Raw genomic sequence first — 13874 nt, forward strand, 5'->3', positions numbered from 1 at the left:
CTTTGAAAGTGTCTTTTTGGCAACGTTCCCGGCAACGATTGCGTAAAAAAAGCCAATTAAATAGTTGGCAGGTCCAACCAGGGGGTATAAAATCAGGGAGGTATACGAGTGAATAGGTTCTGATTTCAGGTCCTTCTTTATTCAAATTATACAATTAGGGTTGTTCTCAAGATAGCGATACTTGTTGGTGTCGGGCAACCCGTAGTTTCAAAACAACTCCCATGCATAAACTTCTAACGCTCACCTTACTGCTGTTTGGGCTGATCTCGGTCGGCTACGCTCAGCAAACCCGGCTCGTATCGGGACAGGTTAAAGACGGTGGAGCCAACAGCCCATTACCCGGCGTAAGCGTCATGCTCAAAGGCACCTCGACCGGCACCACCACCGATGGCGATGGCAAATTCTCGGTGCGGGTGCCCGATACCGGCGCGGCTACCCTTACCTTCAGCTTCATCGGCTACACCACTCAAGAAGTTGCCCTCGGCAACCGCACCTCTCTCGACGTTACGCTCGAACCCGACCAGAAAACCCTGAATGAGGTGGTCGTGATTGGGTACGGCACCGTAAACCGGCGCGATTTGACGGGCTCGGTTTCGTCGGTTGGCAGCAAGCAGATTAAAGATATTCCGATCACCAACGCAGCCGAGGCTATCACAGGGCGGCTCGCGGGGGTGCAGGTCACTACTGCCGAAGGCGGCCCCGGTGCCGACATCCGAATCCGGGTACGGGGCGGCAACTCGATCACGCAGGATAACTCGCCCATCTATGTGGTTGATGGTATTCAGCTCGACAACGCCCTCAATACCCTCAACCCGCAGGACATTGAAACCATCGATGTGTTGAAAGACGCCAGTGCCACGGCCATCTACGGCGCTCGTGGGGCCAACGGGGTCATTATCATCACCACCAAGTCGGGGCGCACCGGCCGCACCACGGTCAGCTACAATGGCTCGTTTGGTTTCCGCGAAAACCTCAAGAAACTGGGCGCTCTGCAACCCTACGACTATGTACTTTACCAGTACGAGCGCACGCGGGGCAACGCCCAGGACAGCACGAGCTTTGCTAACCAGTTTGGCTCCAGCTTCGACACGCTGAGCAACTACCGCAACGCCCCGTTCATCGACTGGCAGGACCGGGTATTTGGCCGGAAAGCCATGTACCAGAACCACAACATTTCGGTGAATGGCGGCAACCGCACCACCAATTACAACCTCAGCCTGACAAGCAATACCGAAGATGGTATCCTGCTCGAATCTGCGTTTGACCGGAAGCTGGTCAACTTCAAGCTCGACCATACCGTGTCGGACAAGTTTAAAGTCGGTTTTGTGGCCCGTTACCTCGGCCAGCGCATCGACGGGGCCGGCACCACCAGCAGTGGTACAGCGAGCACCAACCGGCTCCGGCACAGTATCCAGTACCAGCCGCTCGATTTGCCCCGGACGGGCGTCGACATCAACGAGTTCGACGAAGACTACTACAACTCGACCCGACTGAGCAACCCCGTGCTGCTGACCCAGGCCGAGTACCAGCGTCGGAACCAGAACGCAACCAACCTGAGCGGCTATTTCAGCTACCAGTTTATCAAAGGGCTGACCCTGCGCGTAACGGCCGGATACGATAACAACAACAGCCGCGACGACCGTTTCTTCAGCAAGATTACAGCCACGGCCCGCAACTATGCCGCTCTGCCGGTAGCATCCATCGGAACCTCCAACCGCGTGACGCTAAACAACTCAAACGTACTGACGTACTCGCGCAAAGGTCTGGGTGGGCGGCACGACCTCGACCTGCTGGTAGGTCAGGAGATTTTTGAAGTACGCGACCGGGCCACCGGCATCGAAACGCGCTATTTCCCGTCCGACATTCAGGCGCAGAAAGCCCTCGCCAACATCAACCTGGGCTCGGCTCCAGCGGGGGCTATTCAGCCACTGCCTACCAGCTCGGAGTCGCGCAGTACGCTGCTCTCGTTTTTCGGGCGGGCCAATTACTCGATGGGCGATAAATACCTGGCTACCGTGACAATGCGGGCCGATGGCTCATCGAAATTTGCGACGGGGCAGCAATGGGGCTATTTCCCATCAGGCTCGCTGGCGTGGCGGTTCTCGCAGGAGAAGTTCATGGAGTCGCTCAAGTTCATCAACGACGGTAAGTTCCGCGTGAGCTACGGGGTAGCGGGTAACAACCGGATTGCCGACTTCCTCTACGCGCAGTTGTTCAACACCTCGGCGCAGTACGCCCTGGGCGAGTCGGTACTGCCAGGCTTTGCACCGGCCTCACTGGCTCAACCCAACCTGACCTGGGAGACAACGCACTCGCGCAATATTGGTCTTGACCTGGGTCTGTGGGGTGGTCGGCTTCAGTTCTCGGCCGATGTGTACAACAACCGAACGAACAACCTGCTCGTTAACCTGCCCATCCCGTCGACGTCGGGCTACACCACCCAGATCAAAAACGTGGGCGCTACCTCAAACCGGGGGGTTGAGTTTCAGCTGAGCTCGACCGTGCTGCGGACTAAGGACTTCAACTGGTCGGCCAACTTCAACGTATCGTTCAACAAGAACCGGATCGAAGACCTCGGCCCCGTACAGCGGCAAACCACCTCGTCGGGCTGGCAGGGTTCCGACGGTGCCGACGACTATGTGTTGCAAGTGGGGCAGCCCGTGGGGCAGATGTACGGTTTTATCACGGACGGTTTTTACAAAGTTGAGGACTTCAACTACAACGCAACCACCCGTACCTACACGCTCAAGGAAGGCGTACCCAACGGCACCGCTATTTTTGGAACGCCCCAACCCGGCACGATCAAGCTCCGCGACCTGAACGGCGACGGTCAGATTCGGCTCGAAGACGACCGGACGGTGATTGGCGACGCCAACCCGAAACACTTCGGCGGTTTCAACAACCAGTTTAGCTACAAGAACTTCGACGCAAGCATCTTCGTGAACTGGGTATTTGGCAACGACATTTACAACGCCAACAAGATTGAGCTGACCTCGGGCTTTTACCGCAACGTGAACATGCTCGATGTGATGGCGGGCCGCTGGCGCACCGTCAACGACCGGGGTGCCGTAGTCACCGACCCCACCGAACTGGCAGCCCTGAACGCCAACGCGACCATCTGGCAGCCCATCACCAACAACCGGCCGTACCTGCACTCATGGGCGGTTGAAGATGGTTCGTTCCTGCGGGTCAACAACGTCACGTTGGGCTACACCGTACCCAAAGTGATTTTGACCAAGGTGCGTCTGCAAAACGCCCGTTTCTACGCCACAGTGAACAACCTGGCCACGCTGACCCGTTACTCGGGCTTCGACCCCGAGGTAAACGCCCGCCGGTTTAATCCGCTGACACCGGGCGTCGACTTTGCGGCCTACCCCCGCGCCCGGACGTACGTGTTTGGTGTCAACTTATCTTTTTAACCAACGAACGAGCGATTGAACGAGTGCGGGCTGTAGCCGAAACGCGTCTTCCCAACCTATGAAGTAACCCGTTTGCATTGGCGGCCGCACCCGCACTCATTCAGCCGTTTTCCGTTTACGTTCTGTTCCGACATGAAAAAGACATCTTTCTATAAATCCATTGCCCTGGCTACGGCTCTTGCCGTTGGTGGCCTCACTGCCTGCCAGAAATACCTCGACGTAGCACCCATTTCGCAGTTCGACAACGAGGCCGTTTTCTCCGACGTAAGCAACGCCACGCTTGCGGTACTGGGTGCCTATGACCTACTCTCAGGCGACCCAACCTACGGGATTCGTATCAGTATGTATTACCCGTACGATACCGACGAGATGATGACAAGCGGCTCGCTCGACAACGGTCGGCGGGGCATTGCCCGCTACAACCTGCTGGCTGGTAACACGGAGTTGGCCAGTTCGTGGAATGCCCTCTATCAGGGTATTGAGCGAGCCAACCTCTGCATTGCTCAAATCCCGAAAATGGCCCAGTACACCAACGGTACCGCTACCGAACAACGTGAACTCCGGCGGTTGCACGGCGAGGCCCTTACGCTGCGGGCGCAGTACTACCTCGAACTGATTCGGACCTGGGGCGACGTACCCGCGCCGATGACGCCCTCGTACACCCAAACGGACCTGTTTCTGGCCAAAGAAGACCGCGACAAGGTGTACGATAACCTGCTCGAAGACCTCCGCGTAGCCGCCGACATGTTGCCCTGGCGTACCGAGGCCGGTGCCCGCAACGAGCGCATTACCAAAGGAGCCGCCAAGGCGCTGCGTGCCCGCATGGCCCTCTACCGGGGTGGTTTCTCGCTTCGACGCGACACCAAGCAGATGGAACGCCGGGCCGACTTTGCGAAATACTACCAGATTGCCCGCGACGAAACGTTTGCTATCATGCAGCGCCGGGATCAGCATACGCTCAATGCCAACTTTGAAACCCTGTTCAAGCAGTTCGTCAACGGGATGCAACCCGACCCAGCCGGTGAAATTATGTTCGAGGTAGGCTCGGCTGGTGGGTCGGCTCAGTCGGACAGTAAGCTTGGGTATTACAATGGCCCCCGGCTCGATGCCGCTTCGCGCTTCGGTCAGGGTGGCGGGGGAATTAACCCCTTGCCGACGTACTTCTACGCCTTCGACTCGACCGACACCCGCCGTGACGTGACCATCACGCTGTACCAGGTAGCGGCTAACAACAACAAAAGCCCCCAACGCCTAACCACCATCACCGACGGTAAATTCCGGCGCGACTGGCGGGGTACGCTGCTGCCCGGCACGGCCCAGAACCTCGGCTACAACTGGCCCATTATCCGGTTTGCCGACGTACTGCTGATGTTTGCTGAAGCCGAAAACGAGCTTAAAAACGGCCCGACCGCCGAGGCCATTGCCGCCTTTGAGGAAGTACGCAAGCGGGCATTCCGGGGCAACCTCAACCGGGTAGGCACCACGCCCACCACCAAAGCGGCCTTTTTCGACGCCATCGTGAATGAGCGCTATCTGGAGTTTGGGGGCGAAGGTATCCGTAAGTATGACCTTATCCGGTGGAACCTGCTCAAGACCAAAATCGACGAGGCCAAGGCCAACCTGACCGATCTGCAAAACGCCCGGGGCCGGTACGCCAACGTGCCGCAATACATCTACTGGCGGCAAAACGGAGAGGAGTATCAATTACTCAGCTCGCTTTACCGGCCCAGCCCATCGACCGGTCAGATTACCGGCTGGACCCGCGTCGACTGGCGGCAGAACGTAACCGCTACGTACATCACTTCCATTGCGCAGTATTTTACCCCCAACAAGACTGAGTTGTTTCCGATTAATCAGCAGGCACTCGATGCCAACCCCAATCTGAAACAGGATTATGGGTATTGATTCGGGAAAACAGGGAACCGGGATGAACAGCACACGAAATCGCCAAACGCGTGGGGCAACAGTAGGGAGGTTGGAAACCGGGCGTTTCTGGCGTACCTCGTGGCTGGTCTTTCTCGGTCCCTTGTTTCTCTTAGGCTGTTGTCTGCCCAGAGGAGCATCTGCCCAGCCCACTGTAGATACGGTGGCTGAGCGGATGCTCCTTTACCAGCGAGCCAACGGCGGATGGCCACAACCGGGAGGTAACCGGATCGACTACGACAAACCGTTGAGCGAAGCGGCCCGGAAAGCCCTGACTGCCGAACGCGACCAGCTCGACACGACCATTGACGACGGCGCTACTACCCGCGAGATAAACTACCTCGTGAGTGCCTACGCGAAAACGGGAAACACAGCCTACCTACAGGCGGCCGAACGGGGTATCGCCTTTCTGCTTTCGGCTCAGAACCGGGCGGGTGGGTGGCCCCAGTTTTATCCTGATTCGAGTAAGTACCGGGGGCAGATTACCTACAACGATGGGGCGATGATTGATGTGCTCTGGGTGATGCACCGCACCGCGACCGGTCAGCATGGCTTCGACCGGGTCTCGCCCCGGTTTGTGCCTCAGGCCAAAGCAGCCATAGACCGGGGAATTTCATGCATTCTGAACACCCAATACCGGCAGGGGAACAAACTCACGGTCTGGTGCGCGCAACACGACCGCCGGACCCTTCTGCCGACCAAAGCCCGGGCGTTTGAACTCCCTTCGCTGAGCGGTAGCGAGTCGGTCGGGATTGTGCAGTTTCTGATGCAGCAAGACAACCCCTCACCCGACGTCAAAACGGCCATTCGGTCGGCGGTGGCCTGGTTTGAGCAAGTTAAGCTGGTAGGCATCGCCGTAAAAACGGTCAGTGATCCAAACCAGCCGTCGGGCCGCGATCAGGTTGTTGTCCCTGATTCGGGCTCAACACTTTGGGCCCGTTTCTACGATCTGGACACAAACCGGCCGTTTTTTACAGGCCGCGACAGTGTGAAAAAATATAAACTGGCCGACATCGAGAACGAACGACGCGTTGGCTACGGCTGGTATGGAACCTGGCCCGCCCGATTGCTGGCCAAAGACTACCCAAACTGGGTGAAAAAATGGGGAAATTGATACGTAACCGCCTGCCTGGCGCAATCTGGATTTTAGGTCTGAGCCTGCTGCTCGCATCGGTCAGCTATGCCCAGAAAAAACGGATCACGGTAGCACAGGATGGCTCTGGCGACTACCGCACCGTGCAGGAAGCCCTTAGCACCGTGCCGGCCAACAACCGAAGCCCGATCACCATTTTGATCAAAAAGGGCGTTTACAAAGAGAAACTCACCCTCGACTCCACCCAGCATTTTGTCACGCTGATTGGGGAAGACAAGCAGAGCACCATTCTCACCTACGACGATTTTTCGGGCCGTACCGTCACCCTGCCGTCGGGGGTTTCACAAAAGCTGACGACCTCCACCTCGGGCTCGTTTTACATCTTCGGCAACGATTTTCGGGCCGAAAACCTCACGTTCGAAAATACCGCCGGGCCCGTGGGGCAAGCGGTTGCGGCCTTCGTTACCGGCGACCGGGTGGTGTTTGTCAACTGCCGCTTTCTGGGCTTTCAGGATACGCTGTACACGGGCAGCCCGCGCCACTGGGGGCGGCAGTATTACAAGGATTGCTATATCGAAGGCACCACCGATTTTATCTTCGGTTCGGCTACAGCGATCTTCGACCATTGCACCATTTTCAGCAAAAAAGGGGGTCAGTATGTGACAGCCGCATCGACGCCCGAAAACCAGCCGGTTGGGTATGTGTTTGTGAACTGTACTCTCACCGGCAATGCCCCAACGGGCACCGTATATCTGGGCCGTCCGTGGCGCAACTTTGCCAAAACGGTATTCATCAACAGCCAATTGGGCGAGCATATCCACCCGGCGGGCTGGCATAACTGGAACAAACCCGAGGCCGAGAAGACAACCGTTTACGCCGAGTACAACTCCAAAGGGCCGGGTGCCACCCCGCAGCAACGGACCCCGTGGACGAAACAACTGACCTCCGCCGAAGCGGATGGGTACCGACCGAAGGCCGTGTTTGGGGGCGATACCCGCTGGATGAAAGCCCGCCGTCGGTGAGCAACCCCGTTCCGTTTACGGGCCTGTATGGGCCATTCAGCGTCTAAAACCATTTTTTGCCCGGCTGCTCACGCACGAAGCCGTATATTTGCGGGCATGACGAAACCAGTACTTGTTTTAAAATTCGGAACCGCGTCCATTACCAAACCCACGGGCGAGCTCAACGAGCCCGTCATGGTCGACATTGCCCGGCAGGTAGCTGCCCTTACCCCCCATTACCGCATTGTACTGGTCTCGTCGGGCGCGGTGGGTGCGGGCAAATCGTTTATCCGCAATTATCAGGGCGACATTACCCAGCGTAAGGCAGCCGCAGCCGTGGGCAACCTGCTTTTGCTCAATATTTACAGTCGCTTTTTCGGGGTTTACGGCGTGCGGATTGCCCAGAGCCTCTGCGAACGTCATCACTTTGCCCACCGCGATCAGTTTCTGCAACTGAAACAAACCTACGACGAGCTGTGGGCCAACGATATTATCCCGATTGCGAACGAAAATGACGTGGTGAGCAGCCGGGAACTGAAGTTTTCGGACAACGACGAACTGGCCACCCTGCTCGCCGTTGGGTTCGGAGCACAGGCATTGCTGCTCTGCACCTCCGTCGGGGGCTTGCTCGATACCGAGGGGCAGATTATACGGCACGTACCCACCCTCGACGAATCGGTGTTCCGGGTTGTCCGCACCGACAAGTCGTCGTTGGGTCTGGGTGGTATGTCGTCGAAGCTAACGTTTGCCAAACTCGCCACCCGACTCGGCGTGCCCGTGGTTATTTTTGGGTTGAACGAGCCCGACGGAATTCAGAAAGCCGTAGCGGGGCAAATCGGGACGCGGTTCGATGCGCAACCGGCTGGTTTATCGGCCCGCAACCGGTGGCTCGGTAGTGGTAGCCTTGCGGTGGGTCAGCTTCAGGTCGATGCGGGGGCCGTGCGGGCGCTCCAACGTCGGAGTAGCCTACTGGCGGTGGGTGTGGGTCAGGTCCGGGGCGAATTTGAAGCGGGTGAAGTAGTTGAAATTCTCGACCCCGAGGGGCAGGTTGTTGCCGTAGCCAAAGCCCGCTTATCATCAGAGGTACTCGTTCAAAACCTACAGCAACAAAACGTGGAAGTTGCCCATGCCAATGACATTGTGTTGTTGTGATATCCTACCCTTCCCTCCCTTTAACCCGCTTTTAACTCACCCTTAATATCCATTTAAAGGTTAGTATAGAGATTTGGAGTCGGGTTGGCTTTGTGTCAACCAAACTCTACGTATGGAAACCTCTGTTCTGATCGTATCTGCTTTCGCCAGCCTGGTGGTTCCGTGGCTGCAAACGCGAGGGCGGGCCTTTTTCGAAGTGTTTGTGCATCTGCTGGTTACCCTTACGGTTGGCTCACTTGCCATCCGGGCACTGAGTGGCGGGGGCATGCTTCTGATTCCGTTTATGGAAAACTGGCCCCACTCGCCCCTGATGCACCTGAGTCACTTGCGGGTGTATAGCATGTTGGCCATCAGCCTGACCACTCTTTTCACCGTTTTTGCTTTAGACCGCCGACTGATCTGGATGCTACCCAGCCCAGCCGGCCATTCGCAACCGTTTGTCAGCACACCGGCCTCCTGCCTGTTTGGTATCTGGTTTCACGTTGCAGCCGTTTGCTTTCTGGCACTGGCGTAGGTGAAGGATTGAGTGGTAATAGAATGGATAATGGACAGTGCAGGATGAATAATGGGCAAGCCGATAATTAATTAGCGCGCGGATGGCACAGATTAAGCTGATCTTCGCAGATCAATCAAAGTAATCAGTGTGTATCTGCCCGATCCGCGTTATCCGCGTGCTATTGACTGTCCAGCACTGAGGTACACACTCTATTGTACCCCACCTATTTCCAGATCACCTCCGACGTTGCCAGCGCAGCCGCAGCCATCAGGGCCAGGCCAATAGCCCCTGTGGCAAGTAGAATACCGCTCATAGCCCACCCTTTCCCCCGAAACTCGTCGCGTCGGCGGGTTAGTTTGGCCAGCCCAGCCACACCCAGCAGAATGGATGCCAGCGGCACCATTATAGCCAAAACCCACACAAACCCCGACGCCGTACCGAACAGCACCAGCCCCTGCGACAGGATGCCGCCCACAACCGAGGCTTTGGCTAAGCCCGGCACCCGACGTTTGGCGGTGGGCACGGGCACTTCATGTCGGGGGGCAAACTCCGTAACCGTCGGGTTGCTTTTCACGCTCCACTCCCGAAGCCAGGCCGCCCGTTTCGGCTCGCGGGCCTCGGGGTTGCGTACATGATGCGCTTTAGGGTGGTAGGCCATCGGATTGGCAGGGCCTTCGTTTGCTGACGGAGCTACGGCCACAACAGCCGGGGAGGCTTGGGCAGGTTGGGCGGTACCGGGCAGGGTGTCGGCCGCAATTAGCCCGGCTTCTTGCCGCTCCGCTGGCAGTCGGCTATGGGCCACGCGCTCATGCTGAATCAGGGCGTAGTGGGTTGGTCGGCAGCCCACCGCGATCATGCCAAGGCCGATCGTTGCCAGACATGTAGCCATGCGGGCAAGAGCAGGAAAGGAAAGCATGCAGAAGTATAGTTTTACAATAGGTTAGTATACAAGACGGTTTTCGTTGGGAAAACTACCAAAAGCGCCCTAATTTTGCAACGATTTTGTAATAGTTCTTTTTCTTATCGGTAGAGTTAATAGGATTTAGGCGGGATGATTAATAGACGATTGCTCCGAATTAAGGTCATGCAGGCGGTGTACGCCCTACGGCAGGCTGAACTTTCCAACCAGCAAATAGCCCTCGACGGGATTGCTGAAAACTTCCAGCCCGACCTGAATTCGATGCAGCCCCAGGACAAACGTCAGCTGGAAGGACACCGAAAACTGGCCTCGGTGCTATTTGAAGAGGCCATCAAAGCGAACCAACCCGCTGAGGATGAAGACGCTCCCACCAAGGTACTCAAAGCCGCCAATGATGGACTGGTGTACTACCGAAATCGTGGCAAGAAAGACCGCACCCACCTCGCCCAAATGATGATTGACGAGGTGCAGGGTATCTACGACGATTATCTCCGGGTATTATTGTTGCTGGTTGAGCTGGGACACGCGGCCCAGATTGATAGGGAGCGCCAGTACCGCGATGTAGACGAGGAGCCCTTCCCGTTCGAATCGACCCTGTACGACAACTCGGTGGTGAAAGCCCTGGCGAGCCATCAGCCGCTGACCAACGAGGCTGTTCGGCGGAATGTGAACTGGACCGACGACCTGCTGTTTGTACGCAAGGCCCTGAAAGAATCGCTCAAACAGGATGCCACCTACCGCGCTTACTGCGAACAAAAAACCCACACCCCCGACGAAGATCAGGCCCTGGTGCAGTACGTGCTGCGGACGCTTGTTTTCAAGCACGAGCTAATCCGGGATTTTCTGGCTGAAATTGACCTGAGCTGGACCGAAAACAGCGAGGTCGTACGCGGCATGGCCATCAAAACCCTCAAGTCGGTGCAAACGATGGAAGGCCTTAAGCTCGAACCCCTCACCGACGACTGGGAAGAAGACCTGCTGTTTTTGAACACTCTCTTCAACAATGTGCTCGACAACGACGGCCAATACGAACAATTACTAGCCGATCAGCTTAAAAACTGGGATGTAGAGCGGGTGGCCATGCTCGACCGGATTATTCTCAAACTCGCTGTGTGTGAACTGATGAGCTTTCCCGGCATTCCGGTGAAGGTGACTATCAATGAATATATTGAATTGGCCAAAGCCTACAGTACACCGAAAAGCGGTAAATTTGTAAACGGAATCTTAGACAACCTGTCCACCAAACTCCAGAACGAAGGCAAACTTCGCAAGAGCGGACGGGGACTTTTGGACAATAAATAAAGTTTACAGTTTTCTGTCTTCAGTTTTCAGTTATTCTACTGACTGAACTGAAAACTGTAAACCGAAAACTGTAAACTCATTTTCATAATGAACAAAACTGGCCGTGACTTAGCCCTCTTCCTGACCGGTGCCGCTACGGGTGCCATTCTTGGACTTTTATATGCCCCCGACAAAGGGGAAGTAACCCGCGACCGGCTCTCGTACCGGCTGACCAAGTACCGCGATCAGCTTCAGCAGCTGGTGCAGGACTTGCTCAACTCAGCCGACCTGCCCGAAAACTTCCAGAAAAGCGAAGGACAGCGGGTAGTGAACGACGCCCGCGAGAAAGCCGAGCGGCTGCTGGAAGACGTAGACCGGCTGATGGCCCAAATCAAGCAGCAAAACGCATGAAACAGGTAGCGTATCTGGTCATGCTGGCAGGCTTGTGTCTGGGGCAGGTTGCCTGCGACAACCGCAAACAAGGCGAAGCGTCGCAACAGGCTACCACCGGCAAAATGCCCAAAATGGAGTTTGCCGATCAAGGCGTGTACGACTTTGGCACCATTACCGAAGGCGACACCGTGGAGCACAACTTTGCCTTTACCAACACTGGTGAGTTTCCGCTCATCATCAATAACATTACGGCTTCGTGCGGGTGTACCACGCCCGAATGGCCCCGCGAACCCATTGCGCCCGGCCAAAAATCGTCGATCCGGGTTCGGTTCGACAGCAAGGGCAAAGTAGGTGCGCAAAACAAAACCGTCACGGTTTTTGCCAATACCGAGCCGGCCATGTCGGACTTGCAGTTCCGGGTGATGGTCAACGCCAAAGCAGGTGCCGATTCCACCAAATCCTAATTAAGTCTGAAATCTACCATGCACACAATTCTCGCTCAGGCGGCTCCTAACCAAACTGTATTTACGGTACTGCTGTATGCCGGTATCATTGGCGTATTCTGGTTCTTTATGATCCGGCCGCAGCAAAAAAAGCGGAAAGAGCAGCAGTCGTTCATTGAAAACCTCAAAAAAGGCGATGCAGTCGTAACCATTGGTGGGCTGCATGGCCGGGTGGTTTCGGTTGAAGACACCACCGTGACGCTCGAAGTAGACCGGGGTATCAAGATCGTGTTTGAGAAAACGGCCGTTTCGCGCGAGGCCACGGCTAAATCGCCGGAAAAAACCGCCTAGCATCGAATTTCATTCGTTCGCATTGGTAGTCATTGCTCCATACGGGCCGCTCCGGCAACGTTGGCAGGCAGCGACTACCAATGCCTGTTTTTACTACGTCTGTGGCTTCTCCCAACGCTTCAACCCGTACGTTTCAGCCCATTAAACTGCTGGCCTGCGTACTGGTAGCCGGTTTGTTCTGGCTCCTTAATGCACTGAACAAAGACGGATACTCGCTCAACGTGGAGTTTCCGGTTCGTTTTGTGTACAACGATTCGATGTACGTGCCAACCTCTCCACTCCCCAAAACGGTGATGGTGAACGTGTCGGGTAATGGCTGGAACCTGCTCGGACACGCCTGGTTATCGTTTCGCACGCCCTCGGTCGATTATGTGGTCAGAAGCCCCCTGCGCGAGTCGACGCTGAACACCTCGGCCATGACGGCTTCGCTGTCGGAGCAGATCAAAAACCTGCGCGTTAACTACGTCATTGCCGATACGCTCGAACTGGGCTTTGAGCAACGTATGAGCCGCACCATACACCTCGTGCCCGATAGCCTGCACCTCGATATGGCCCCCCGGTTTGTGGTCACGAGTCTGATTAATATCCGGCCCGAAACGATCACGGTAGAAGGCCCCCGCCGACTCATTCAGGGCCTTTCGGATACGCTGATGGTGCGTATTCCGGGCAAGCGCATCGCTGATAATTACGACGAAGAAATACCGATCAATCACTTCCGTCACCCCCTGCTCAAGGCGAGCGCCAACCGAGTATCGGTCAGTTTTGAGGTCGGCGAATTGCTGTCTACGCAATGAAAACACCCCTGCAAATCGGCGTTACGGGCGGCATTGGCTCCGGGAAAAGCCTTATTTGCGCGGTATTTCGGGCGTTGGGCGTACCGGTGTATGCCGCCGACGACCGGGCCAAGTGGCTTACCGAGCATGACCCGATTCTGAAAGCCGATATTGTTCGGCTACTCGGGGCGGAAGCCTACACCCCCGTGGGGCAGTACAACCGACAGTGGGTGGCAAGTCAGGTATTTCAGAACCCCGACCTCCTCGGGCAACTTAACCAACTGGTACATCCGCGCGTGATGGCCGATACCGCCCAGTGGGTAGAGCAACACACTCACCATCCGTACGTGGTGAAAGAAGCAGCCATTATGAAGCGGGCGGGCGACCACAACACCCTCGACAAAGTAGTGGTGGTGCAGGCCCCTATGGACCTGCGCATTGCCCGGATTCGACTCCGCGACCCACAACGCTCCGAAGCCCAGATTCGCGGCATTATGCAGAATCAGATGTCGGACGAGGACCGGGCAGCCCTCGCCGACTATATCCTGACCAACGACGAAACCACCCTCCTGCTTCCGCAGATTGTAGCCCTACACGACCAATTCAAGTCAGGGTGTTGATTCAGGGCAG

13 protein-coding genes are annotated in these 13874 nt (G+C 56.4%); 12 read left to right on the forward strand and 1 reads right to left on the reverse strand.

What is annotated here, in order from left to right:
* The first annotated feature begins 221 nt into the window (after nucleotides 1-221).
* The 6 genes from F5984_RS09030 to F5984_RS09055 all read left to right on the forward strand — a co-directional run bounded on the left by F5984_RS09030 (nucleotide 222) and on the right by F5984_RS09055 (nucleotide 9102).
* Complete coding sequence (locus F5984_RS09030; RefSeq protein ID WP_152123955.1) at nucleotides 222-3419, forward strand: SusC/RagA family TonB-linked outer membrane protein; 3198 nt, start codon at nucleotides 222-224, stop codon at nucleotides 3417-3419.
* A gap of 132 nt (nucleotides 3420-3551) precedes the next feature.
* Nucleotides 3552-5324: a RagB/SusD family nutrient uptake outer membrane protein gene (locus tag F5984_RS09035; RefSeq protein WP_152123956.1), complete on the forward strand. Its 1773-nt coding sequence runs from the start codon at nucleotides 3552-3554 to the stop codon at nucleotides 5322-5324.
* 22 nt (nucleotides 5325-5346) lie between these two features.
* Nucleotides 5347-6456, forward strand: a complete 1110-nt coding sequence (gene pelA / locus F5984_RS09040) for a pectate lyase (protein WP_246168885.1) — start codon at nucleotides 5347-5349, stop codon at nucleotides 6454-6456.
* The gene (locus F5984_RS09045) at nucleotides 6444-7457 is read left to right on the forward strand and encodes a pectinesterase family protein (RefSeq protein ID WP_152123958.1); all 1014 of its coding nucleotides are present in this window, start codon (nucleotides 6444-6446) and stop codon (nucleotides 7455-7457) included. The genes pelA and F5984_RS09045 overlap by 13 nt, the downstream gene beginning before the upstream one ends.
* A 96-nt stretch (nucleotides 7458-7553) precedes the next feature.
* Entirely contained in the window at nucleotides 7554-8588 is a 1035-nt protein-coding gene (gene proB / locus F5984_RS09050; RefSeq protein ID WP_152123959.1) for a glutamate 5-kinase, read from the forward strand.
* A 112-nt stretch (nucleotides 8589-8700) separates the two neighbouring features.
* Entirely contained in the window at nucleotides 8701-9102 is a 402-nt protein-coding gene (locus F5984_RS09055) for a hypothetical protein (RefSeq protein ID WP_152123960.1), read from the forward strand.
* A 205-nt stretch (nucleotides 9103-9307) separates the two neighbouring features.
* Here the strand turns inward: F5984_RS09055 and F5984_RS09060 are convergent, their stop codons facing one another.
* The gene (locus F5984_RS09060; RefSeq protein WP_152123961.1) at nucleotides 9308-10000 is read right to left on the reverse strand and encodes a hypothetical protein; all 693 of its coding nucleotides are present in this window, start codon (nucleotides 9998-10000) and stop codon (nucleotides 9308-9310) included.
* 168 nt (nucleotides 10001-10168) lie between these two features.
* On the opposite strand from F5984_RS09060, the gene nusB reads away from it, so the two are divergent.
* The 6 genes from nusB (at nucleotide 10169) to coaE (ending at nucleotide 13864) form a co-directional block, all read left to right on the forward strand.
* Nucleotides 10169-11305 (forward strand): transcription antitermination factor NusB, encoded by a 1137-nt coding sequence (gene nusB / locus F5984_RS09065; protein ID WP_152124456.1) that lies wholly within the window; start codon nucleotides 10169-10171, stop codon nucleotides 11303-11305.
* Between the two features lie 87 nt (nucleotides 11306-11392).
* Nucleotides 11393-11695, forward strand: a complete 303-nt coding sequence (locus F5984_RS09070) for a YtxH domain-containing protein (RefSeq protein ID WP_019990617.1) — start codon at nucleotides 11393-11395, stop codon at nucleotides 11693-11695.
* Nucleotides 11692-12141, forward strand: coding sequence for a DUF1573 domain-containing protein (locus F5984_RS09075; RefSeq protein WP_152123962.1), 450 nt, complete (start codon nucleotides 11692-11694; stop codon nucleotides 12139-12141). Before F5984_RS09070 ends, F5984_RS09075 begins: the two co-directional genes overlap by 4 nt.
* A gap of 18 nt (nucleotides 12142-12159) precedes the next feature.
* Nucleotides 12160-12471 (forward strand): preprotein translocase subunit YajC, encoded by a 312-nt coding sequence (gene yajC, locus F5984_RS09080; protein WP_019990615.1) that lies wholly within the window; start codon nucleotides 12160-12162, stop codon nucleotides 12469-12471.
* Between the two features lie 101 nt (nucleotides 12472-12572).
* Entirely contained in the window at nucleotides 12573-13265 is a 693-nt protein-coding gene (locus F5984_RS09085) for a YbbR-like domain-containing protein (protein WP_152123963.1), read from the forward strand.
* A complete protein-coding gene (gene coaE / locus F5984_RS09090; RefSeq protein WP_152123964.1) occupies nucleotides 13262-13864 on the forward strand; it encodes a dephospho-CoA kinase in 603 nt (200 codons plus the stop codon). Before F5984_RS09085 ends, coaE begins: the two co-directional genes overlap by 4 nt.
* Nucleotides 13865-13874: the final 10 nt, after the last annotated feature.

The organism is Rudanella paleaurantiibacter (assembly GCF_009184635.1).
Classification (GTDB): domain Bacteria; phylum Bacteroidota; class Bacteroidia; order Cytophagales; family Spirosomataceae; genus Rudanella; species Rudanella paleaurantiibacter.

Excerpts from the sequence above, each read along its gene's own strand:
- F5984_RS09030 (WP_152123955.1), top strand. The coding sequence starts at position 222 with ATGCATAAACTTCTAACGCTCACCTTACTGCTGTTTGGGCTGATCTCG.
- F5984_RS09035 (WP_152123956.1), top strand. The coding sequence starts at position 3,552 with ATGAAAAAGACATCTTTCTATAAATCCATTGCCCTGGCTACGGCTCTT.
- pelA (WP_246168885.1), top strand. The coding sequence starts at position 5,347 with ATGAACAGCACACGAAATCGCCAAACGCGTGGGGCAACAGTAGGGAGG.
- F5984_RS09045 (WP_152123958.1), top strand. The coding sequence starts at position 6,444 with ATGGGGAAATTGATACGTAACCGCCTGCCTGGCGCAATCTGGATTTTA.
- proB (WP_152123959.1), top strand. The coding sequence starts at position 7,554 with ATGACGAAACCAGTACTTGTTTTAAAATTCGGAACCGCGTCCATTACC.
- F5984_RS09055 (WP_152123960.1), top strand. The coding sequence starts at position 8,701 with ATGGAAACCTCTGTTCTGATCGTATCTGCTTTCGCCAGCCTGGTGGTT.
- F5984_RS09060 (WP_152123961.1), bottom strand. The coding sequence starts at position 10,000 with ATGCTTTCCTTTCCTGCTCTTGCCCGCATGGCTACATGTCTGGCAACG.
- nusB (WP_152124456.1), top strand. The coding sequence starts at position 10,169 with ATGCAGGCGGTGTACGCCCTACGGCAGGCTGAACTTTCCAACCAGCAA.
- F5984_RS09070 (WP_019990617.1), top strand. The coding sequence starts at position 11,393 with ATGAACAAAACTGGCCGTGACTTAGCCCTCTTCCTGACCGGTGCCGCT.
- F5984_RS09075 (WP_152123962.1), top strand. The coding sequence starts at position 11,692 with ATGAAACAGGTAGCGTATCTGGTCATGCTGGCAGGCTTGTGTCTGGGG.
- yajC (WP_019990615.1), top strand. The coding sequence starts at position 12,160 with ATGCACACAATTCTCGCTCAGGCGGCTCCTAACCAAACTGTATTTACG.
- coaE (WP_152123964.1), top strand. The coding sequence starts at position 13,262 with ATGAAAACACCCCTGCAAATCGGCGTTACGGGCGGCATTGGCTCCGGG.